This is a genomic window from Aquiflexum gelatinilyticum, assembly GCF_024741135.1.
Lineage (GTDB): Bacteria > Bacteroidota > Bacteroidia > Cytophagales > Cyclobacteriaceae > Cognataquiflexum > Cognataquiflexum gelatinilyticum.
Window position 1 is genome coordinate 1 of sequence record NZ_JANSUY010000025.1, and the last position, 24,261, is coordinate 24,261.

General features: G+C 42.0%; 16 protein-coding genes. 10 read left to right on the forward strand and 6 right to left on the reverse strand.

The genetic code is table 11. The features are described 5' to 3' along the window. Positions 1 to 198 precede the first annotated feature (198 nt). The 3 genes from NU887_RS19330 to NU887_RS19340 are packed head-to-tail and all read left to right on the forward strand — an operon-like array spanning position 199 to position 3,527. A complete protein-coding gene (locus tag NU887_RS19330) occupies positions 199 to 1,857 on the forward strand; it encodes an ABC transporter substrate-binding protein (protein WP_258425035.1) in 1,659 nt (552 codons plus the stop codon). 11 nt (positions 1,858 to 1,868) lie between these two features. Beyond that, positions 1,869 to 3,158 (forward strand): glutamate-1-semialdehyde 2,1-aminomutase, encoded by a 1,290-nt coding sequence (hemL, locus tag NU887_RS19335; RefSeq protein WP_258425036.1) that lies wholly within the window; start codon positions 1,869 to 1,871, stop codon positions 3,156 to 3,158. Between the two features lie 18 nt (positions 3,159 to 3,176). Further along, the gene (locus NU887_RS19340) at positions 3,177 to 3,527 is read left to right on the forward strand and encodes a Spx/MgsR family RNA polymerase-binding regulatory protein (protein WP_258425037.1); all 351 of its coding nucleotides are present in this window, start codon (positions 3,177 to 3,179) and stop codon (positions 3,525 to 3,527) included. 15 nt (positions 3,528 to 3,542) lie between these two features. Here NU887_RS19340 and NU887_RS19345 read toward each other — a convergent pair whose 3' ends face one another. The 4 genes from NU887_RS19345 to NU887_RS19360 all read right to left on the reverse strand — a co-directional run bounded on the left by NU887_RS19345 (position 3,543) and on the right by NU887_RS19360 (position 10,640). Continuing rightward, positions 3,543 to 4,940, reverse strand: a complete 1,398-nt coding sequence (locus NU887_RS19345) for a c-type cytochrome domain-containing protein (RefSeq protein WP_258425038.1) — start codon at positions 4,938 to 4,940, stop codon at positions 3,543 to 3,545. 9 nt (positions 4,941 to 4,949) lie between these two features. Further along, entirely contained in the window at positions 4,950 to 6,458 is a 1,509-nt protein-coding gene (locus tag NU887_RS19350) for a DUF1501 domain-containing protein (protein WP_258425039.1), read from the reverse strand. A gap of 1 nt (position 6,459) precedes the next feature. Then, the gene (locus NU887_RS19355) at positions 6,460 to 9,198 is read right to left on the reverse strand and encodes a DUF1553 domain-containing protein (protein ID WP_258425040.1); all 2,739 of its coding nucleotides are present in this window, start codon (positions 9,196 to 9,198) and stop codon (positions 6,460 to 6,462) included. A 494-nt stretch (positions 9,199 to 9,692) separates the two neighbouring features. After that, positions 9,693 to 10,640, reverse strand: a complete 948-nt coding sequence (locus NU887_RS19360) for an NAD-dependent epimerase/dehydratase family protein (RefSeq protein WP_258425041.1) — start codon at positions 10,638 to 10,640, stop codon at positions 9,693 to 9,695. 154 nt (positions 10,641 to 10,794) lie between these two features. Between NU887_RS19360 and kbl the strand changes: the two genes are divergently transcribed. After that, positions 10,795 to 11,991, forward strand: coding sequence for a glycine C-acetyltransferase (gene kbl, locus NU887_RS19365; RefSeq protein ID WP_258425042.1), 1,197 nt, complete (start codon positions 10,795 to 10,797; stop codon positions 11,989 to 11,991). A 100-nt stretch (positions 11,992 to 12,091) separates the two neighbouring features. On the opposite strand, the gene NU887_RS19370 is transcribed toward kbl, so the two are convergent. Then, entirely contained in the window at positions 12,092 to 13,465 is a 1,374-nt protein-coding gene (locus tag NU887_RS19370; protein WP_258425043.1) for an amidohydrolase family protein, read from the reverse strand. A gap of 391 nt (positions 13,466 to 13,856) precedes the next feature. Continuing rightward, a complete protein-coding gene (gene gndA / locus NU887_RS19375) occupies positions 13,857 to 15,791 on the reverse strand; it encodes an NADP-dependent phosphogluconate dehydrogenase (RefSeq protein WP_258425044.1) in 1,935 nt (644 codons plus the stop codon). Positions 15,792 to 15,842: 51 nt separating this feature from the next. On the opposite strand from gndA, the gene NU887_RS19380 reads away from it, so the two are divergent. The 6 genes from NU887_RS19380 to NU887_RS19405 all read left to right on the forward strand — a co-directional run bounded on the left by NU887_RS19380 (position 15,843) and on the right by NU887_RS19405 (position 24,260). Further along, a complete protein-coding gene (locus NU887_RS19380) occupies positions 15,843 to 17,300 on the forward strand; it encodes a DUF294 nucleotidyltransferase-like domain-containing protein (RefSeq protein ID WP_258425045.1) in 1,458 nt (485 codons plus the stop codon). Between the two features lie 266 nt (positions 17,301 to 17,566). Then, positions 17,567 to 19,897, forward strand: coding sequence for a glucosamine-6-phosphate isomerase (locus NU887_RS19385; protein WP_258425046.1), 2,331 nt, complete (start codon positions 17,567 to 17,569; stop codon positions 19,895 to 19,897). Positions 19,898 to 19,981: 84 nt separating this feature from the next. Further along, the gene (locus NU887_RS19390; protein ID WP_258425047.1) at positions 19,982 to 20,866 is read left to right on the forward strand and encodes an ROK family protein; all 885 of its coding nucleotides are present in this window, start codon (positions 19,982 to 19,984) and stop codon (positions 20,864 to 20,866) included. Positions 20,867 to 20,965: 99 nt separating this feature from the next. Further along, positions 20,966 to 22,333 (forward strand): cystathionine beta-synthase, encoded by a 1,368-nt coding sequence (locus tag NU887_RS19395; RefSeq protein WP_258425048.1) that lies wholly within the window; start codon positions 20,966 to 20,968, stop codon positions 22,331 to 22,333. A gap of 142 nt (positions 22,334 to 22,475) precedes the next feature. Then, positions 22,476 to 23,105, forward strand: coding sequence for a DUF2189 domain-containing protein (locus NU887_RS19400; protein ID WP_258425049.1), 630 nt, complete (start codon positions 22,476 to 22,478; stop codon positions 23,103 to 23,105). Positions 23,106 to 23,183: 78 nt separating this feature from the next. Continuing rightward, positions 23,184 to 24,260: an alkane 1-monooxygenase gene (locus NU887_RS19405; protein ID WP_258425050.1), complete on the forward strand. Its 1,077-nt coding sequence runs from the start codon at positions 23,184 to 23,186 to the stop codon at positions 24,258 to 24,260. Position 24,261: the final 1 nt, after the last annotated feature.

Sequence of the window (24,261 nt, forward strand, 5' to 3'; positions counted from 1 at the left end):
ATTATCACAAGCCTTTGGAGTAATCCAAAGGCTTTTTGCGTTTTAGGCCTAAGGCTGAATATTTGATCCAAATGAAATTATGGTATGCCATAATCAATTGGATCGTCAGCCATATTTTACTTTTCTTTTGCTCGGAAATGGGTTAACTTTGAAGCCTATTTGAGAATAATAATTATCTCCGAATCAAGATTGTCCCTTATGAGAGCATACTTCTTTTTATTGGTTTTAATATTTACTTTTTCTTTACATGGATTCGCTCAGGATAATTTAGCCGCCTACAAAAAAGCAAAAACTTTAATCGGTTACGGAAATTATGCCGATGGAATGGAACTTATGAGGCCTTATATGGAGCAAGCCAAATATGGTAACCTTGCACTATATGCACAATATCATTTTGGATTTGCTGCTTTTCAAAATAAACAATTGGAATTGGCGAAATCTGTAATCGAGCCATTGGCAGTTAATAAATCTTGGGAAAAACAAGATGACGCAAGGTATTTACTCGCATTGATTTTATTTGGTGAGGCCAAAAACCTTGAAGCTTTGGAGGAAGTTTCATATATCAAAAATCCGGAGATCTTTGCTCTTAGCGAACGTGCGAGTTTGAATCACCTCAAGAATTCATCCGTTAGCTTTTTGATTGCCAATTTAAGTAAATTCCAAAGCAATAGGGGGTACTTAATCGCCTTGAGAGATCAGCTTGAAAAGCAATCCATCATGTCTTCAGATGAAAAAGCTGTTTTGCAACAATTGAGTAGTTTGGATAAATCGACAACAGCACAAAAGTCAGGTACCAAAAATCTCCAAATTCTTGAAATCGCAATACTTTTGCCTTTCAATTATTCAGGTGGAACCGATGTCAAAACTATTTCACAAGGGAATTTTATTTTGGAATTATACCAAGGTATCGATTTTGGAATCAAAGAATTGATTTCAAATGGATATAAAGTTAATGTTAAAACTTTTGATACCCAAAGAGATAATGCCAGGCTTCAAAAAATTCTGTTAGATGATTTTTTATTGAAAGCAGATGTCATCATAGGGCCGATCTATCCTGAAGAAACAGAAATCGTTTTACAGTTTTCACAGGAAAACAACATCCCATTTATCAATCCACTTTCCAATTTGGATGATAAAATCCAAGGCAATGATTTTGCATATTTGTTCAGGCCAGCCATTGCATCTTTAAGCAATGGCCTGATGAATTATTTGAAAACCAACATTCAGGGAAAAAGACTGGCAATAGCCTATTCCGGTGCTTCCCGAGATGAGCAACTTGCAAATAAAATTGTAGAGGAAAGCGGTAGTCAGGGATATAAAACCGTTTCCAAAACGTTGATTTCTCCAAAAAATATCAACCAGTTTTTTGACAATATCCAACTTGATAGAGACCTACTTTCAAAAACAGATGCTGTCATAATTCTTTCAGATGATCCCAATATTGCACAAGCTACATTTGGATACATGGAATCCAAAAACCTTCAGGTGCCGGTGATTGTGATGGACAGTTGGCTTTACTTCAATTTTGCCAGTTATGAAATGCTGGAAACCCAGAATTTTGTCTTTTTAGGAAATAATTCCATTGATTTTAGCAACGCTAACCTTGAAAGTTTCAGGAACGGTTTCAATGAAGAATATGGGAAATTTCCTTCTCTGAATATGCATTTGGGCTATGAACTTGCCTATTGGATAGCGCAGACGATAAGCCCGGCTGAAGGATTTGATTTTAGAAGTAACCTGAACAAAAATGGCTTCAGCCAAGGAAAAATTACTTATGGTTTTGATTTTAGAGATTCCAATAACAACCGTTACGTTCCTGTGTTAAGATTGTATAACGGAAAATTAGAAGTTAATTAAAGAAAAAATTCATGCAGATTACCCATAGTAAGGCCTTGTTTGAAAAGGCGAAAAGATATATACCGGGAGGAGTCAATTCTCCCGTTCGTGCGTTTAGGGCTGTAGGAGGGGATCCGATTTTTATTAAAAGAGCTGACGGCGCATTTATCTATGACGAAGATGATAATACCTACATCGAGCTTATCAATAGCTGGGGACCGATGATTCTTGGTCATAACCATCCCATGATCAAAGAAGCCATTGTCCGGGCCCTAGAATTTGGGACATCTTATGGGGCGCCTACAGCAAAGGAAGTTGAAATTGCGGAGTTGATTGCAAGCATGGTACCCTCTGTCGAAAAGGTCAGAATGGTAAATTCCGGCACGGAAGCCACCATGTCCGCTATCAGGGTGGCAAGAGGATACACAGGAAGAGACAAGTTCATAAAAATGGAAGGACATTACCATGGGCATGGAGATTCTTTTTTGATTTCTGCAGGCTCGGGAGCGATTACAATGGGTAATCCTGATTCACCCGGTGTGACAAAGGGTACCGCAAAAGACACCCTCCTTGCCCCATACAATGACCTCGAAGCCATTGAACGGCTTGTTGCGGCCAATAAAGATGAAATTGCTGCTCTGATTTTGGAACCTGTTCCAGGCAATATGGGACTGGTTTTGCCAAAAGAAGGATACTTGCAGGGATTAAGAAATATCTGTACCCGAGAAGGAATTGTCTTAATCTTTGACGAAGTTATGACTGGATTCAGGTTGGCAAAAGGAGGTGCGCAAGAGCTTTTTGGTGTGATACCCGATATGACTACTCTCGGAAAGATTATTGGGGGCGGGCTTCCTGTCGGAGCTTATGGAGGAAAAAAAGAAATCATGGAGTTTGTCTCTCCCGCAGGCCCTGTGTATCAGGCAGGGACGCTTTCCGGCAATCCCATTGCCATGGCGGCGGGTTTGACGATGCTGAAACACCTGAACCAAAATCCTGAGGTTTATACCACTTTAAACAATATTGGAGATAAACTGGTAAAAGGATTTCAAACTTCTTTGAACAAACTAGGCATGAATTATACGATCAATCATTTGGGAAGTATGTACAGCCTTTTCTTCACTGATCAGGCAGTTTTTGATTTTGAATCTGCAAAAAAATCAGATACTGTCCGCTTTGGAAAGTATTTTCAAAATATGCTTAAAAGAGGGATTTACCTTGCACCATCGCAGTATGAAAGTCTTTTTCTTTCTACTGCCTTAACTGATGATTTGGTTGAAAAAATAATCAAAGCCAATGAAGAATCGCTCAAAGAAAGTTTTTGAAATAAAATTTAAACCAAAATGACCCTAAAAATTTACGGCATCAAGAACTGCAATACCATGAAAAAGACCTTCGATTTTTTGAAGGAGAATGGCATCGAATATATTTTTATTGATTACAAAAAACAGGCGCCAGATGCGAGCTTGTTGCTGAGATTTGCTTCCAAAGTAGGTTTTGAAGCATTGGTCAATAAAAAAGGAACCACCTACAAGAAACTTACTGACGAAGAAAAATCCTTACTTGAAAAAGAATCGGATGCTTTGGCTTTGTTAGGTACAAAAAGCAGCATGATCAAAAGACCGATAGTTGAGTTTCCAAACGGAGATTTGATTTTGGGTTTTGAACCGGAAGCCATCTTGAAAAAAATATAAAATTTGCCTTACCTGCTAATATTTCACTTGATCTGTTGGCAGGGAAGGCAATTCAAAATTTCCCAATTCCACCTTAAAACTCAATTCCTTTAACTTTTCAACGTTGATCTCTTTGGCTAAAGGAGTTTCAAAAGCAAATACTTTTTGGAGGCTTGGATGGGAATTCAGCTTCTCTAGATTGTCCCCACTGACCATTGATTTGGTCAAATGCAACTGAATCAAGCGGGTATTTTCCTCCAGCATTTCAAAACTTTTACCTTCAATTTTTGTCTCATTCAGTTTGAGAATGGTGAGGTTTTCCATTTTTCCTACAAGAGGAATAACATCATCGGTAACATTCGAAAGACTTAAATCAAGGATGGTGATATAGGCAAGAATAGGTTCCAAAGATTCCAAATCCTGATTATCGGCTTCAGGGAAATTGATGGTACTGACTTTGAGTAAGGGAGATGTTACGCTCAACTTTTCGATAAAAAAACCTTGGCCTTTCAATTTTTTTAAAACATCCTCCTTCAATGGTTCGAGTTGGACTTCAGGATAAATCGAGGTTTCATTTTTCGCGAAAAAAGAAGAAACCAAATCCACTGAAATTCCCGATTGGCCGAGTGTCTCCTCAAAAGATGCGCCGGTAAGTAGCCATGCTTTTATCAATTCCACCTCGGCTTCTACAGGTTGCCTTTTCTCCTTTGGTGGCATATGGTCTTCATGATCCAAAGGCAGCAACATCCTTTCAAGAAGTTCGCTTTCCATGGGAGTTTTATGGAAAATCACTTCTCCATTTTTCCCGCCTTCCAACAAGCTTTCTTTGGAAGTCAGGATCAAATCCCCCTTGCTGTTCTTCTCATTATGGCAACTGTGGCAGTTTTGATTCAAAATGGGTTGGACTACATCTTCATAGAACAAAGCTTCCTCCCATGCTTCCCCATCAAGGGAAAGAGGCTCAAACTGCTCCTCTATTTTCCATCCGAAAGTTTCCTGAATCCCTTCCGGCAAAACCTCCGTCAGGTAAGTTTCTCCGTGTGTCAGATTGCCACCGAGATGCCCGGTAAATGTCAGGCAAAGAAAAAGTATTGCTGAACCAACATGGATTTTCGGATCCGATAGGGTTTGATGTTTTTTGACAAGAAGAAAAAGGGATAAGCAAGTCAATGCGGTGAGAATGCCCAAAATCAAATGGTTTCGAACCGTGTCAAAAGCATAACCTTCCTGATTGTAGAGAATAATTCCGGTGATACACGCAAAAAATGACATCAAGGTGCTTAAAAGCAAGGCAAACTGCACAGTGGGCAAAAGCAGGTTTTTGTCCTTTCTGGGATAATACATCAAGATCAGGGCAAACAAAATGAACCCAATCGGTAAATGGACTATCAAAGGGTGGAAGCGTCCAATCAGTGGGAAAATGAATAACGGCATTGGTCTTGTTTAGGCTAAAATGTCTCTGATGATTTCACCTTCCACATCTGTCAGTCGAAAAGGCCTTCCTTGAAAATCGTATGTGAATTTTTCGTGGTCAAATCCCAAAACCTGCAATATCGTAGCGTGGACATCATGTACCGAAACTTTTCCTTCTACCCCCGAAAAACCAAAATCATCCGTTTGGCCATAACTTGATCCGTTTTTGATCCCTGCACCGGCCATCCACATTGTAAATGCATCCACGTGGTGGTCTCTTCCTTTGAAACCCATAGTCTTTCCCTCTCGGTTTTCCTGCATCGGCGTTCTTCCAAATTCGCCTCCCCACACCACCAAAGTATCCTCCAACAATCCCCTTTGCTTGAGGTCGAGCAAAAGCGCAGCAATCGGTCGGTCGATTTCGTTGCATTTGTTTCTTAATCCCAAATCAATTGCCGTGTCATGGTCAGTCCCGTGGCTGTCCCATCCCCAATCATACAACTGAACAAAGCGAACCCCTTTCTCTACCAATTTTCTAGCGAGAAGGCAGTTATTGGCAAAGGCCTCTTCTCCCGGTTTTGTGCCATATAGTTGATGGATATATTCAGGTTCGTCATTGATGTTCATCACATTGGGAACCTCGATCTGCATCCTATAGGCCATCTCGTATTGGTTGATCCGTGCCAATGTTTCGGGGTCACCAAATGCTTCAAATTCGGCTTTGTTCACTTCATTGATGGAGGAGATCAATGTTTTTTTGATGTCTCGGTTGATTCCTTTTGGGTCTTCAAGGTAGAGTACCGGATCACCTTTTGAACGACATTGGACTCCTTGGTAAACTGAGGGTAAAAACCCGCTTCCCCAAACGCTTTTTCCTGCATCAGGGGTTTTTCCGCCGGATGTCAGGACAACAAAACCCGGTAAATTCTGATTTTCTGTTCCGAGGCCATAGGTAACCCAACTCCCTAAACTCGGTCTTCCCAATCTCGGACTTCCTGTTTGCATGAAGAGTTGGGCAGGACCATGGTTAAATTGGTCGGTATGCACAGCCTTGAGGAAGGCGACTTCATCTACCACTTTTGAAAAATGCGGTAGGTAATCAGACACCCAAGCACCGGATTCACCATGTTGGGCAAAGTTGGATTGGGGACCAAGGAGATTAGGCACACCACGGATAAATGCGAATTTCCTTCCTTCCAAAAGAGATTCCGGACAAGGTTGGTTGTTGTATTTGACAAGTTCTGGTTTGAAATCAAAAAGCTCCAACTGCGATGGTGAACCCGCCATATGCAGATAAATAACCGATTTTGCTTTCGCAAAATAAGGCGGAGGCAAGGGAGAAAGGGGATTCAAATCCCTGTCTGAAAGTTGAAGTCCCTGAACTTTGGGCACGCCGGGATTTGTATCGCAGCCAAATAGCAAGGGTGCCAAGGCCAAACCGCCCATTTTGCTGACGCAGTCCAACAGGAAGTGACGCCTAGTTTGTTTTTCAAGTTGCGTGCGGTGAAGCTCGGTCAATAGGTTTTCCAGCCTTTTCATTTCAGGATTTGGTTAGAAATTCGTCCAGGTTCAACATGGCATTGGCTACCAAAGTATAAGCTGCCAATTCCGGATTCCCTTCGACTTTTTTGTCTTGTAAAAATTCTTTCAGTTCCTCAGGTTTGGATCTGTAATTGGTCAATGCTTCTTGATACAGGTTCAACAGGCTTTTCTTCTTGGATTCAGAAATTGTCACCAACATCATTTTTTCATAGGTTTCTGCAATGACAGTCCCTGGATCTTTATTGGTTTCTTGGGACATTTTTTCCCCAAGTTTCAAAGCGGCCTCGATATACACCGGATCATTCAAAGTCGCCAATGCCTGAAGCGGTGTATTGGTCACGATCCGCTTGCTAATGCATACTTCCCTGCTGCCTGCGTCAAAACTGATAAAGGAAGGATAAGGACTGGTTCTTTTCAAAAAGGTATATACCGACCTTCTGTATTGGTCTTCGCCTTCACTTGTTTTCCAGGATTCCCCGTTATATACGGTTTGCCAGATTCCGTCAGGTTGATGTGGCATGACCCCTATGCCATACATTTTGTCACTGATCAGCCCCGATACTGCCAAGGCTTGGTCACGGACTTGCTCGGCACTCAGCCTAAATCTCGGACCTCTTGCATACCACCTGTTTTCAGGATCTTTTTCATGCAGTTGGGGACTGATCTTGGAGCTTTGCCTGTAGGTATAGGAACTTAGAATTTCCTTGATCAGGGATTTGATGCTCCAATCATATTCGTACATCAGCTTCCAAGCCAAATGATCTAATAACTCAGGGTGGGAAGGCAGATCCGATTGTGTTCCCATATCCTCCAAGGTATTGACCAATCCACGTCCGAATATTTGTGCCCATATCCTGTTGACCAAGGTCCGGGCTGTCAGGGGATTCTCTTTGTCTACCAACCAATAAGCTAGTCCTAACCTGTTTTTGGGCCATTCAGGATTCCAGTTGTTCAATGTTTCTGGTGTTTTTGGGGAAACTTCTCCCCCGAGCAACATCCAATTCCCCCTTTCAAAAACATTGGTTTTTCTCTTCATGAAATCCGGATTTTCGATCATGATGGGAAGAGTCACAGGTTTGGTAGCTAACAAGTCCTTCCACTGCTGTTCGATGCTGAGGTATTCTGGTTTGTCTTTTCCGGGAAGGGATTTTACAAATGCAAACCACACAATCGCCGAAGTAGATTGTTGTGGTTTTGCTTTTGGGTTGGAAGCAGTTATAAATAAGTCCGTATTCCCTTTTATTTCTTTAAATGGAATAGCCCATGTAATCCGGCCTTCCGTTTTATCAATGGTAAATTCGCTCAGGATTTCACCTTCAGGCCCGCCTTTTCGGATTTCCATTTTGGTGCCGTCTATATCTGCCCAATAATTCAGCAGGAGCTGATCGGAGTTTTGGGTATCTACATTGCGGAGGTAGGTCGTCCCGTTGTGCCACATGCCAAGCCATTTGGTATCGATCAGTTCGGCATTGACAAAATCCTCGCAAAGATGGGCGTGGTACTTGGGTTCAAGATAGGTTAGGAAATTGGCCTTGGCCAAAGCTTCCTCGTTGTTGCTTTTTTGAGCCACCCAGGTTTTGATTTTTTGAACCTGAGCTTTTTCTTCCTCGGAGTAAAGTCTCAGTTTTGGTTCCTCATCATGGGTGTCCTCGTCCCGCGAATTATTAAAAAATGCCTTGATCTGAAAATATTCCTCATGCTTGAAAGGGTCATAAGGATGGCTGTGACATTGCACACAGGCCATGGTGGTACTTTGCCAAACCTCAAAAGTGGTATTGACACGATCCAATACCGCCGCAACCCGAAATTCTTCATCCTCCGTACCGCCCTCGTCATTGTTCATGGTGTTGCGGTGAAAAGCCGTAGCGATCAACTGCTCCTCGGTAGGATTTGGCAAAAGGTCCCCGGCGAGTTGTTCCACCGTAAACCGGTCAAATGGCATGTCGTCATTGAGTGACTTGATGACCCAATCCCGATAGGGCCACATGGTGCGGGAGACATCCCGTTCATAGCCCTTAGTATCTGCATACCGGGCCATGTCGAGCCACCAAGTTGCCCATTTTTCGCCATAGGTAGGCAAGGAGAGGAGTTGATCCACAGCTTGGTCATAGGTTAATTTACCGCCATTCCAATCTGCTACTAATTTTTCTGATGGGGGAAGACCTGTGATATCCAAAGCCAACCTTCTCAAAAGCCGCAGAGATTCTTCCTCTGGCGATGGAGATAGTCCATTTCCAATCTGTTTTTGGAATACAAAATGGTCAATGGTTGAAATAGGAGATTTTCCAAGAATTGAGGCAAATGAGCGAAGTGAAGGGGAGGGTACTTCATGCTTTTCTACAGGAACATAAGCCCAATGTTTGCCCCAAGCAGCGCCTTGATGGATCCATTTTTTGAGTATTTTTATTTCTTCCTCAGACAATGCAGGTCTGTGATACGGCATCCGCATTTCGGGATCGGATTCATAAAGTCTTCTGATGATTTCACTTTGGCCCGGTCGGCCGGGAATGATGGCAGGTTGCCCTGATTCGGTAACCGCAAATGCTTCCTCCTCAAAAAGTACGCTAAAGCCGCCGTTTTTTTTGACGCCTCCATGACAGGAAATACAATGCTTGTTTAGGATGGGTTTGACATCGGTACTGAAATCAACTCTTTTTGGTTCTTTGAAAAACAAGATGGTTCCCACCAAAAGGAAGAGCAAAACAGAAAGGAGAGCGGGTAAATTCTTTGTTGGCATTTTGGATAAGCTACTGCAACCAAATTAATGATTTTTGGTCACCTTATCAAAATGTCTTTTGTATCTAGGGGAAATTGGGTAAAGATTATGTGCTATTCGATCAGTTGGGGGAAAGAAGCCAATATATTGGTCTACATATCTCACATAATCATTTTCGGCTAATGATCCTGAAGGGATCAAAAATTAATAACCCCGGGTAAGGAACGCAACCCGGGGAAAAAAGAGAGAAAGCGTCACCGGTTTTTGGCCGAAAGAATATTATAAAGAGAGTATAAGCCTTCCGCCAAAAACAGGGAAGTTCAAATCAAAATTTCTTATGCCATTATCTAAGGTACAATACATTCAACCCTTTCAGGGTTGGAGCTGATTTTGGTCATTTCCCATCCCCGGGTTTTATCCGGGGTAATTAAAAATTAGACCATTTTGGGGTCTTTTCTCATATTAATCAATTTTCTGCACGCCCAGACAATTCTTTAATTTGATTTCTTAGAAAATCAAAACGAATAAGACGGAAGATGCTTGAGGATATCGGCGGTCATTTTTTCCAGACTGTAGTCATGTTGCCAACCCCAGTCTTTCCTTGCGCAGCTATCGTCAATACTATCTGGCCAGGAGTCTGCTATTTCCTGTCTAAAATCGGGTTTGTAACTTATACTAAACTCAGGATAATGAACTTTGATGCTTTCAAAAATTTCTTTTGGAGAAAAACTCATCGCCGACAGGTTATAACTCGACCGGATTTTCACCTGCTCTTTTGGCGCATGCATCAGGTCTAAAGTGGCCTTGATCGCATCGGGCATATACATCATCGGCAGGTAGGAATCTTCTTGGAGGAAAGAAACGAAATGCTCGCCTGCTATCGCTTTGTGGTAGATGTCCACCGCATAATCGGTCGTCCCACCGCCGGGAAGTGACTTATAGCCAATAAGTCCCGGATAGCGCAGGCTTCGTACATCTACGCCGTATTTCTGAAAGTAATACTCACACCACCTTTCTCCGGCTTGCTTCGAAATACCATAGACCGTATTGGGTTCCTTGACACAATATTGCGGTGTGTTGACTTTTGGGGTATTTGGACCAAAAACAGCAATGGAAGATGGCCAATAGATTTTATCCAGTTTTTCTTCTTTAGCCAGTTCCAATACAAAAAGCAAACTTTCCATATTGAGGTTCCATGCAAAAAGGGGATTCTTCTCCCCTGTGGCGGAAAGGACTGCCGCCAAATGGTAAATCTGCTTCACGTTTTGGTCCTTGACCAAATCTTTCAAAGCATCTTTGTCCATCACATCCAAGACAGCAGTCCTGCAGTTTTCGAACTTTTCCAAAGCTTTGGGATTGATGTCTGTGGCGATGACATTGTCTCCACCGTAGATGTTGGCTATGGCCTGCGTCAGTTCCGAACCCAATTGTCCGGCTGCGCCAATGATCAAAATTCTTTCCATTTTTAAAATATTCCTTATCGGTGCTCCGGAAAAGCCCTTGGGATTTTTAATTATATTTGGGACTTAAAGCGACAAAAATAGTGATTTCGATGAATGTATTTCACTTTAATTGTACGAGTGTTTTTTTCTTTTAAAACCCCCAATACAAAATATTATGTATGATACTTTGAAACCCAAATTAGAGAAAGAGTTACAGGAAATCGAAGCGGCAGGCCTGTTTAAAAAAGAACGCATCATTACTTCTCCCCAAGCTGCGGAGATTACCATTGCCGGAGGCAAAAAGGTGTTGAACTTCTGTGCCAACAATTATTTGGGGCTTTCTTCGCATCCCAAGGTCATCGAAGCAGCTAAAAACGCCATCGATTCCCATGGTTTTGGCATGTCTTCCGTGAGGTTTATTTGCGGCACACAGGATATCCACAAGGAATTGGAAGCCAAAATCTCCAAGTTTTTGGGAACAGAAGACACGATTTTGTATGCTGCGGCTTTTGATGCCAATGGGGGAGTTTTCGAACCGCTCTTTGGTCCGGAAGATGCGATTATTTCTGATGCCCTCAACCACGCTTCCATCATCGACGGCGTCAGGCTTTGCAAAGCGATGCGCTTCCGATACAACCACAACGACATGGAAGACCTCGAAGCCCAACTTAAAGATGCAGACGCCAAAGGGGCCCAAAATAAAGTCATCGTCACAGACGGCGTTTTTTCCATGGACGGCACCATCGCCCAATTGGACAAAATCGTCGCTTTGGCAGAGAAATACCAAGCTGTAGTCATGTCTGACGAATGTCATTCTACCGGCTTTATGGGCAAAACAGGCCGTGGCGTCCATGAATACCGCAATGTGATGGGGAAAATTGACATCATCACCGGGACATTGGGCAAAGCCCTTGGCGGTGCTTCGGGAGGTTTCACTTCAGGAAGGAAGGAAATCATCGAACTGTTGCGTCAACGATCGAGACCTTATCTGTTTTCCAATACCTTGGCCCCATCCATCACAGGTGCTTCGATTGCGGTTTTTGACCTGCTGTCGGAGACTACCGAACTGAGGGACAAGCTAGAAGTTAACACCAAATACTTCAGGGAAAAGATGACAGCGGCAGGTTTTGATATCAAGCCCGGCGAACATGCCATCGTCCCGATCATGCTGTATGATGCGGTACTGTCCCAAAAGATGGCCGAGAAGCTTTTGGAGAAAGGGATCTATGTCATCGGGTTTTATTTTCCTGTGGTGCCAAAAGGTCAGGCAAGGATCCGGGTACAGATTTCTGCCGGCCACGAAAGGGCACATTTGGATCAAGCCATTGCAGCTTTTATAGAAGTGGGGAAAGAATTGGGTGTGGTGAAGTAAAAATCATAACCTGATTCAAAATCAAAAATCCCCTTGGGGGTAAGGTTCCAAGGGGATTTTTGATTTTTTTTTATTGTAGGCAGTTGACTATGGACTTTTTTCACTTTCTCAAATTCTTTGTCTCAATCCTATTCAATTCCTGTTGGAGGACATTTTTTGGAATCCACTCGCCACGGACCATGACACCTTGGACGTTTCGGAGATTGGACAGATTTTCCAAGGGATTTCCTTCTACCAATACAAAATCCGCTGAAGCACCCTTCGCAACCACGCCAAATTCCCCTTCCCTCTCAAAATACTTTGCCACGTTTACAGATCCGGTTTTTAGGATTTCATAAGGATTCATGCCGGCATCATGCATGGCAGAGATTTCATTGTGGATAGAAAATCCGGGAACGTTAAATACCTGCGGAGAATCTGAAGCCATGACCATCGGCACGCCGCCACGGTGCAAGGCCATCAGCATCGTCTTTCTGAATTCAAGATAGGGCTTGACATTTTCTTCCTTGAGCATGCCTTGGTTTTCGAGGAGTTTCTTTTGGTTGACCCACTGCTGTACCTGCAGGCCGGGCATGTATTTCATGTCTGATTCCAGACGAAACTCATCAGCCGGAATGTACCCAAAGAAGCGTTCAAACAAGGTCAGGGTGGGAGCGATCCAAGCTTTTTTCTCCACAGTTAATTTTACCAGATCGGGGATCTTTGACATGTCCGCATATTTCAGGGCGAGCATGCTGAAGGAACCGGCTACCTGTGGATCAAGTTTTGACTTGTCAGCGACCAAAGCTTCAATATAGCCATCCATGTGTTCTACAGATCGGTAACCATTCTTCAAAGAGTTGACCAAGCCGACATCCAAGGAGATGTGTCCTCCAAATTTGATGTCCACTTCTTTTGCTGTATTGGCAATGGCGATAAACTTCGGCATATCCAATCCCGGGTGTAATTTGAGGTGGTCAAAACCTGCCGCTTTTTGGTCACGGACCATTTTGGCACCGCTTTCAGGGTCTGCGACGGAAGTACCGTTGAGCGACGGTCCCGCTGCAAAAATCCTCGGTCCGGTAATTTCACCTGAAGCTATTTTCTTTTTGAGTTCAAGGTGGGAATCATGGCCGATCATTCCTCGGACATTGAGGATTCCATTGGCTAAGTACAGCCACATGACGTCCTGCATATAGGAAAAATCGCCATTTTCAGTTACCGGGATATGTGAATGCATTTCTGCCAAACCCGGAAAAGCATAAGCACCTTTGCCGTCGATCTTTTCCATTTTCTCAAACTTGCCCAAGTCCTTTTTGGGAAATATACCGACAATCTTATCTCCCTTGATATGGATAAAATGGTCTTTGAGCACCTTGTCATTTCGCATACCGATGACATGGACATTGGAGACGATAAATTCCTGTGCTTTTGACTGGAGGAATACCAATAAGGTCAAAAAAAGGGTTAGGAGATATTTTCGGATTGATTTCATGATTTTATCAGATCTTAGAAATGGATATTTATTGATACTGGATATTTATTGAAATTGATCCTTGGATTGGAAGCTTTGGTACGTTTTTATCCAAATTTTCAGATTGAAATTATGGATATTTATTGATACTGGATATTCATGGATATTTGACAGGAATCTGATCTTTAATTTTCGAGATTAATGTTTTGGAATAAATCCCTTTTCTCTTTTGAATTTGAACCATTAACCAAATTACCCATTAGCAAAACAAAATTTTTTTTTCTGCCTTTAGAATCAAATTCGCCTTTGAATTTTGAGACAATATCAATCAGTATCTAATATCAATAAATATCTAATTCTTTGAATTCATGCATATTTAACCAAATAACCAAATAACCAAATAACCCATTCCCTAATACCCAATCTCCATACTTCCCACCTTAGGGATACTTCCTTTCCAATCCGAATGATGGAATGGACCATTGGGATCGTCTCTTCGCTGATAGGTATGTGCGCCAAAGTAATCCCTTTGTGCCTGAATCAGATTGGCAGATGAATCGGTGGTAATCCTTCCATAGAAGTAATTGATGGCGGCCGACATGACCGGCAAGGCATAATTGTGCTGAATTCCCAAGCCCACGATATAAGAGAGGTCATACCGGAGTTCTTTGATCTTGGTTTTCATCTGTTTGGCTTTCAGCAGCGAACTGTTTTCCTTGTACAAAGCAACCATGTTTTCCATCAACGTCGAACGGATAATGCATCCATTGGTCCAAATCCGTGATATCTCACTCATATTGAGGTTCCAGTTTTCTGTCAGGGAAACCTGATTCATCAATTCAAATCCTACTTCATGGTTGATGATGCGGGTGAGTGCGTAAGCGTTTTTGATTTTCTCAATCGGAATGACCTTGTCTTCTCCGAAAGCTCCAAAACGGTGACCGAAAAAAGTAGCCAATTCTTCCCGTTCGTCTTTGTTGCCGGACAGCATCCTAGCGGTGACAGCTTCCGAAAGAGGGCTATAGGCGACATTGTATTTCAATGCGGTGGTCAATGACCAAGAGCCTGTTCCCTTTTGTCCGGCTTTGTCCAACACCTGATCGAGCAGGAAGTTTTTCCCTTCCTTGGCAAGAAGGATGTCGGCGGTGATTTCGAGCAGGTAACTTTTCAGACCTTCATTGGTCCAGGATTTCAGTGTTCTTGAAATTTCGGGATAGGAGAGTTTCAGCCCATACTTCATCAGGTGGACAGTTTCAGCCAATGTCTGCATTTCACCGTATTCAATGCTGTTATGGACCATTTTGATAAAATGTCCCGCACCCGAATTGCCGATAAAGCTGACACATGGCGCGCCGTTATTGTCTTTGGCGGCTATTTTTTTGAGGTAAGGGGATACCAAGTCATAAGCTTCCTGATTTCCGCTTGGCATCAAAGACGGTCCTTTTCTCGCTCCTTCTTCCCCTCCGGAAACTCCCATCGGGATAAAATGGAAGCCTTTGGAATTTAGCTCTTCGTACCTTCTTTTCGAATCTTCAAAAAATGAATTTCCCCCGTCAATGATGATGTCTCCCGGCTCAAGCATCGGAAGCAATTGGCCGATCTGCATGTCTATCGCATTGCCGGCAGGAATCATCAGGAGGATTTTCTTGGGTTTTTCGAGGGAAGAAATAAATTCCTCTAACCCGTCAAAACCTTTCAGAAGTGGAAGATCCAAATTTTCAGTTGCAAATGTGGAAGCGATTTTTTCCTCTTTTCCTTCGACATGCCTGTTGTACACTGCCGTCGGGATTCCGTTGTCAGCAAGGTTGAGTGCAAGGCTTTTGCCCATCACTCCCATACCGATGACACCAAAGTGAAGTGAGGGCATAATTATTTCATCTATTTTAAGAATTTCCACAACCATTTCTTCAGGAGTTTTTGAGATATCAATCCGATGTCCATATTCGGGTTCCTCCCAAGTCTCCAATTGGGAATCCAATAGGCCGGGGTTCATATAGTGGCCTTTCCGCAAGGAAAGCCTTTCGGTCAAAATATCTTTGCTGCCAATTAGGTGCAGCCATACTATCGAAGGAACTACTTGGAGGATTTGTCTGTAGTGTTCTCGCAGTGCCGAACAGGCGAGGATTCCGCCGCCTGCTGATTCCCATGCTTTGATATTATCAGCAAGGTGCTCGAGCCAAGGCTGTCGATCGTGGTCGGTCAGGGGAATTCCCTGTGTCATCTTTTCCACATTGGCTTTGGGATGAAAGTCATCTGCATCAAAAAAAGGCAGCCGAAGTTTCTTGGACAATAGGGAGCCCAAAGTTGTTTTTCCGCTTCCCGAAACACCTGTTACAATAATTATCATAGCCGAAATTAAGAAATTTAATTATTTTCACCATGAAGAGTTTGGGAAGGAATGATAACCACAGCTGAAAATAATATTGACCACATCTACACCAAAAAAGTCGGAGACCTCCATTTCCGAAATTTATCGGTTTGTCCGGTCCATACCCCTGTTTTTGAAGTTGCCCGATTGATGGCTAGAGATAAGATTTCCTGTTTTTTTATTGGAGATTCTCCCAATGAAATTATAGGATTTGTCACTGATATCACGCTCCGGGACAGGATTATCGCCGATAAGCTTTCTTTTGATACCCCTGTGGGAGAAATCATGGACAGGAATATCGTTTACATTCAGGATTCAGCTTTCCTGTATGAAGCGCTTTTGATGATGTTCCGGACCAAGACGCGATACCTTTTGGTCAAAAACAAAGAAACATTTGTCGGCTGGATCAGCAGAAATAAAATCCTTTCCGAGCAGGCGCAGGGCCCTTTTGTTTTTATCCAATCTGTGAAGCAGTCCATGGATACGGAAGAACTGAAGGAAAAGTGGGAGCAAGTTCCTCAAATTATCCATCAGCTGATTGATAAAGGGCTCAAATCACAGATCGTCAATCAGATCATCACCACAGTGGCGGACACGATCGCCCTGAGGATCATCGAAAATACCATCAGGGAAATAGGAGAACCCCCGGCCAAGTTTGTGTTTTTTGTGCTTGGCAGCGAGGGAAGGGCAGAGCAAACCCTCAAAACCGATCAGGACAACGCCATCATCTATGAAGACAAGGCCAATGAACACCGCGAAATGGTCAGGGAATACTTTTTGGATTTTGCCGAAAGGGTTTCTTTTGCCTTGGATCAGGTCGGATTTGTATTTTGCAAGGGTGGTTTTATGGCCAAAAACCCAAAATGGACGCATTCTCTTTCCCATTGGAAGCGGAATTATGAAAGCTGGATTCAGGAATCCACTCCCGAAACTGTCATGAAGTATTCGACTTTCTTCGACTGCAGGCCGATTTATGGGGAATTTGGGTTGTTGGAGGATTTGAGGAAATTTATGGACCAACAGCTTGAAAATCCTTCCGAGAAGTTTTTTATCAATATGGGGACCAATGCACTTCAGTTTGAGCCGCCACTGACTTTTTTCAAAAACATAAAAACCTACAAGATTGATGGGGAGAAACATTTCAACATCAAAAAAACCATGACGCCTATCGTGGACCTTGTCCGCATATTTGCTTTGAAATACAGGATTTTTGAGACCAATACAGGAGACAGGATCAGGATGCTCGAGGAGCAAAAGATTTTTACCGACAAGGAAGCAAAGGAGATTTCCCATGCCTACTATTACCTAATGGGGATCAGGTTGGAAAAGCAGTCGTTACAGCTTATGGAAAACAAAAGCAATCCGACCAACCACGTCAGTACCGATGAGTTGACCAAGGTGCAGATGGTAACATTGGTTGAAATATTTAAGGTGATCAAAGAATTTCAACTGAAAATCAAGATTGAATTTACTAAAAATATATTTTAGTAAAATTTGAATATCTTTTTTAAAAATTTTATAAAAGTCTATGATTTAACGTAAAAGTTTTTTTATTTTTGCATAGAAATGCTGCTAACTGAATTTTGTTAATTAAAGTTTAATGCAGAAGGTAATCAAAGTAAGGTTGCTTATTTCTTTTAAATGATTGGGTTGAGACCAAATTTAAATCGGTTTTCCGACTTTCGGCTAGAGAAAAACAGTGTCATGCGAATTGTCAATTATTTCTAAAAAATCTGAATCAAAAAAACAGTCTTATGCTTAGCAATTATCCACTTTCAGAAGTAGAAAAAGCTTTCCAAAGAGAATCAGGTGTTGAAAAAATCACTACCCTGATTCCCTATCTCATGGTTGATAATTTTCCCAAACTCGGTCTCATCACGGCTTGTCGGTTTTTGGAATGGGTTTCTGAAAATCCTCAGGGAGTCATCAGTTTGCCGACGGGCAAAACTCCTGAGTATTTCATCAAATGGACCCAATACCTATTAGAGAATTGGGACACCAAAAAAGGAAAAGAGACAAGAGAAAAATATGGACTTGGATCAGTCAAAAAACCTTATTTGAAGGATTTGACCTTTGTACAGATCGATGAGTTTTATCCGATTTCTTCTAAGCAAAAGAACAGTTTTTTTGATTATGTCAACAAATTTTATCTTGAAGGATTTGGCCTTAGTAAAGAAAAGGCCATTCTGATCAATTCTGATGAAATTCCCTTGGCAGGAGGGAAGCATTTCAAGGAAGTTTTCCCAGATCTGAAGGTAGACCTTTCGCTAAGGTTCCGTGACCCAATCAACAACCTAGAAAAAATCCAACAGGAGTCGATTTACAAAATTGACCATTGGTGTGGTCAATATGAACAGAAAATCAGAGATGCCGGCGGAATAGGTTTCTTTTTGGGAGGAATCGGTCCTGACGGACACATCGCATTCAATACCCGTGGATCGCATCTTTTTTCAACAACAAGATTGACTGAAACCAACTTTGAAACCCAAGCTGTAGCGGCAGGGGATTTGGGAGGAATTGAAGTTTCGGCCAATAGGCTTGTCATCACAATTGGCTTGGACACTATCGTTTACAATCCAAACGCCGTTGGAATTATCATCGCTGCCGGAGAAGCCAAAGCCCAAATCGTAAAGGATTCCTTAGAGACACCTCTGGACAATGTCTATCCTGCCACAGTATTACAAAAACTGAAAAATGGCAGGTTCTATCTGACCAAAGGAGCTGCGGTTAGGTTGACAGATTCAGTGGATGCTTATTACCGTCAAGGGGAATGGACTTGGGAAAAAACCGAAAGGTCTATCATTGACCTTTGCAAAAAGATCAAAAAATACGGTCACCGTCTCAAGATGGAAGACCTAAAAGCTGATAAATATACCGCCATGATTCCGGGATTGTCCGAAGAGACAGTCAATCAGGTCATGCAGAGCACAATTGCCAAACTGAAAAGAGGAACTACCCAAGAAAAGGATGAAGTTCTTTTGCATACAGGACCTCACCACGATGATATTTCATTGGGAATTTTGCCGCATATCACCAATCAATTGCATGAAAACAGCAATGAGGCACATTTCTCGGTTTTGACTTCCGGTTTTACAGCCGTGACCAATACGTTTGTGATAGACACTTTGCTCCAAACCAAAAAATTATTGGATGAAGGCAAAATCCAAATGGTCAAATTTGAAGACTTTTTTGAGGTTGGTTATAAATTGAAGACCGACAAGGACGTCTATCATTTTCTTACCAATGTTGCTTCTGAAGATTTAGATGAAAGAATCAGAGGGCTCTGCCACAGGGTTGTCCGTGCAGTGGTGGATGTCTTTGAAGTCAAGTCAGCAACCAAGTTGAGAGAAACCATCAATGACATCATCAGTATCCTTCGAAATTCTTATGACGGAGAAAAGAATCCTTCCAAGATCCAAAAAATCAAAGGAATGATCCGTGAATTTGAGGAGGAATTGGTTTGGGCGCATTTTGGGGTTCAGGTGAAAAATGTCCACCATTTGAGATTAGGTTTCTATACAGGTGATATTTTCACAGAACAGCCTGACAAAAAGAGGGATGTTGTTCCCATTGTAGAATTATTCAAAAAAGTCAATCCTACCAAAATAAGTTTGACGCTTGATCCGGAAGGATCAGGTCCTGATACCCACTACAAAGTATTGCAAGCCACTGCAGAGGCGGTCAGACAATGGGGTGAGGAAAAAGACCTGAGTAAGTTGAGGATTATCGGATATAGAAACGTTTGGTTTAAATTTGAACCACATGAAGCCAATGTCATTGTGCCTGTATCATTGGGTGACATGTCAGTGATGGAGGATTCATTTTCCAACTGTTACCTTAGCCAAGTGAATGCTTCATTTCCAAGTTATTCGCACAACGGTAAATTTTCTACTGTTGCCAAGCGTACTTGGGTTGGACAACTCGACGATATTCAGTTACTTTTGGGTAAAAATTATTTTTACCTTCATGAAAGTGCCAAAGTCCGGTCTAGTCATGGCCTGATCTTTTTCAAAGACATGAATGTGGAAGAGTTTTTGGCACACGCCCGGGAGCTTGAGAAGTCAATAGAAGGGATGCTGAATTGACCGGCCCGAAACAAAAATTTTTGGGAAAAGGAGAATGAAAATTCATTCTTCTTTTTCTGTTTAAAGCTTAAAAACCTTAAACCTATGCTGAAAACCGAAAAACCTATTCTTGGACTTGACATTGGGGGCACCAATATCAAAGCAGGAGTTCTTGTTGGTTCTGAATTGATAGATATCCGTACTATTGCTACACCCTCACAAGAGAGTCAGGAATTTATCCTGGAAACCATAGCAGGATTGATTTCTTCTTACAGCCATCATGATTTCTATGCCATCGGAATAGGAATTCCCGGTTTGATAGATACAGATTTGGGATTGGTGCTCAACTTAGAAAACATACCTTCATTCCGAAGGGTCCATTTGAGGGAATTTTTGGAAGAAAGATTTTCGAAGCCTGTTTACATAAACAATGATGCCAATTGTTTTGCACTCGGCGAGTATAAGTTTGGTGCGGCTAGTGTTTACAAGCATGTCGTCGGCATTACCTTAGGAACTGGACTTGGGGCTGGGATCATCGCAAACGGTCATTTGTACTGTGGGTTTAACTGTGCGGCAGGGGAATGGTGTTCTGCTCCTTACCTCGATCAGGATTTTGAGTTTTATTGCAGCAGTAAATTTTTTAATGCCAAGTATGGTTCCAAAGCCAAGACCTTGTCAAAAAAAGCTAAAGAAGGTGACCCTGAGGCAATCAAAGCTTATGCTGAGTTTGGACATCACCTTGGTGAGTTGATCAAAAACATCCTTTATACCTTGGCTCCCCAAGCAATTGTTTTGGGAGGATCGATCAGAAAAGCATATCCTTATTTTCAGGAAAGCATGTTGGCCACCATCGCTACGTTCAAATATCCCTCTGTTAGCCAAAATCTGAAAATTCTGATTTCTGATCTTGATGAAACTGCGATTCATGGAGCTGTGGCCTTGGTCGATGAATATGCTATACAGGTAGAGTCAGTGGCCAAAGCCTCTTGATTTCCAAATAACCTTTTCGAAATATTATTTGGATACTCCCCTCAGAAATCGCTGAGGTTTAAAAATATTCGTAAATTCGGGCTTTATAACCCAAAGTTTATGATTTATAATTCCATTATTGAAACCATTGGAAATACACCGATGGTAAGGTTAAACAGGCTGAACAAAGGCATCAAGGGAGAGATTCTCGTCAAAGTAGAATATTTCAACCCGGGAAATTCGATGAAAGACCGGATGGCCATCAAGATGGTCGAAGATGCGGAAGAAGCAGGATTTTTGAAACCTGGAGGAACAATCATAGAAGGAACAAGTGGCAATACAGGAATGGGTTTGGCCTTGGCAGCCATTGCCAAAGGGTATAGGTGCATTTTTACGATGGCTGACAAGCAGTCCAAAGAGAAAATCGATATCCTTAAAGCAGTTGGTGCTGAAGTGATTGTTTGCCCAACCAATGTGACGCCTGATGATCCAAGATCTTATTATTCTGTAGCCAAAAAACTGAATCAGGATATTCCCAACTCTTTTTATCCAAACCAATACGATAACCTATCCAATTCATTGGCTCATTATGAGACCACGGGTCCCGAAATCTGGCGTGATACAGAAGGAAAAGTTACCCATTATGCTGCCGGGGTAGGTACAGGAGGATCTATGTGTGGTACGGCCAAGTATCTCAAAGAACAAAATCCGGATATCGTGACCGTAGGAATTGATACCTATGGTTCTGTATTTAAAAAATATAAGGAAACAGGAATCTTCGACGAAAATGAAATTTACCCTTACCTGACTGAAGGGATTGGTGAGGATATTTTGCCAAAAAATGTTGATTTTTCACTGATTGACAACTTTATCAAAGTGACGGATAAAGATGCGGCCGTCATGACAAGAAGACTGTCACGGGAAGAAGGACTTTTTGTCGGATGGTCTTGCGGGTCTGCAGTCCATGGCGCTTTGGAATATGCCAAAGAAAACCTGAAAGAGGGAGACCGCATGGTCATCATCCTTCCGGATCATGGAACAAGGTACCTCGGCAAAATCTACAATGACGATTGGATGAGAAACCACGGCTTTTTGGAAAATAAATCTTTTGGTACAGCCCGAGATATCATCGGTTCCAGAAATGGCAGTTACCAATTGGTAGTTTCCCACAAAAATGACAAAGTCAAAGATGCCATCCACCTGATGAATGGGAAAAGCGTTTCCCAGATCCCGGTTTTAGAAGATGGACATGTTATAGGTTCATTGACAGATAGCAAGCTCCTTTCCAAAATAATAGAAAATCCGGAGCTGAAAGACGCAACAGTTGCCGATGTGATGGAAACATCCATGAAATTTGTGGCTTTGGACAGCACCTTGGATGTGTTGAGTTCGATGTTGGACAAAGAAAAAGCCGTCTTGGTCCGAGATGATAACCATCAGATCCATATTGTCACCAAACATGATATCTTGGAAGCTATGACAAAATAATGGTTAGTGGTTAATTGGTTATTGGGTTAATTGTTCTCCACAGTCTCTATCAAATCAACTTTAATTGATCAATCATTTCCATTTAGCGCTGATGTTTTTTGTCTCAAATCTTGCGTCTCAAATCTCAAGTCTGATTATCTAAATGAGTAAGGAAAAATTAGAACAACTTCGGATCAAAGGTTACGACTTTGATTTCAAGTATATATTTTCAAGAGCTTGGCAAATGTTTTTGAAGCAGCCGGTCCTGAGTGTGGCTTATACCATGCTGATCATTTCTCTTCAACTTTTGGCAAGTATTTACTTGGAAAAATTTGCTTTTATATTTGCCTTGTTTTTGGCACCTCCCTTGTATTCAGGTTTTTACCTTGTAGCAAATAGGGTCAGTTTAGGAATGCCGGTGATCTATCCTGATTTCTTTAAAGGTTTCAGTTTTTATATGCCGGTTTTCTCGATATGGCTGATAGGGCAAATTTTGGTAGCTTTGGGGCTTTTCGCATTTTTGGTTCCCGGCATTTATCTCGCAGTGGGATATAGTTTTGCAGTTCTAATGGCTTTGTTTGGAGGTTTTGATTTTTGGACAGCTTTGGAAGAAAGCCGAAAACTGGTCACCGTCAGATGGTGGAAGTTTTTTGTATTTACCCTTATCCTGATCATCATCAACCTTCTCGGAATAATAACGCTCGGCCTTGGACTGTTGGTAACTGTTCCTATTACATTTTATGCCACTTACATACTCTTTGAGGACCTGACCAAAGAGGTTTTTTCTGAATAGCTAGAATCAATTCCATAAATTACCTTTGAATGGAACAAGGCTGTTTTAATTTCACTGCCCATTTCTTAACTTCCATGTATGAATCACTTTAAGAAAATCGGTTTTTTTTCTGCCTTCATCCTTCCTGTTTTGTTGATAGGAGGATTCTATTTGGGTGGTTTAAACCTGCTTTTGATCCATGCATTTGTTTTTGTTTTAGTACCTTATTTGGATTTTCTCATTAGGACCGACAGGACCAATATTCCCGAAAATGAAATCTCCAATATTTCCAAAGAGCGTTTTTACCGTTTTGTGACTTTCATTTGGGTATATGTGCAGATTGGTGTTTTGGTTTGGGGCTTTTATGTTGTGGCAGCTTTTACTCTTTCTTTTTGGGAATGGCTTGCATTTACTACAGGAATTGCATTGGTTACAGGAGGGGTTGGGATTACTGTTGCTCATGAGTTGGGTCATAAAAGTGAGGATTTAGAGCAGGATTACTCCAAATTTTTATTGATGACAGTCTGCTACATGCACTTTATCATTGAGCACAATCGGGGGCATCATGTACGGGTGGCGACACCCGATGACCCCGCAACAAGTAGGTTAGGGGAAACATTCTATTCATTTTGGTGGAGGTCTGTCACAAAGGGCTACTTCAGCGCGGTACATTTAGAAAAGGAGAGACTTCAAAAAAGAGGAATTCCTTTTTGGTCCATAGATAATCAAATGATCTGGTTTGCAATTTATCCACTTTTATTTGTCGGGATTTTCACCTTTATATTCTCATTCTTTCTGGGCAGATTTATGTGGGAAGTTCCTGTTTTCTTTTTTGCCCAAAGTTTCTTCGCTTTCAGTCTGTTGGAATTGGTAAATTACATTGAGCATTATGGGATGGTTCGAAAGAAAATAGATGGAAGGTATGAAAAAGTGACACATTTGCACTCTTGGAATGCAAGCCATATGGTCAGCAATTTCCTTCTTTTCCAGCTACAGAGGCATTCCGACCATCATGCCTTTGCGTACAAGCGCTATCAGGTTTTGAATCATTATGACGAAAGTCCCCAATTGCCACAGGGATATTCGGCGATGATTATTTTGGCTTTGTTTCCACCTTTATGGTTCAAGGTGATGGACAGGAGATTAGAAGATTGGAAGGAGAAGGTGGGTGTTTGAG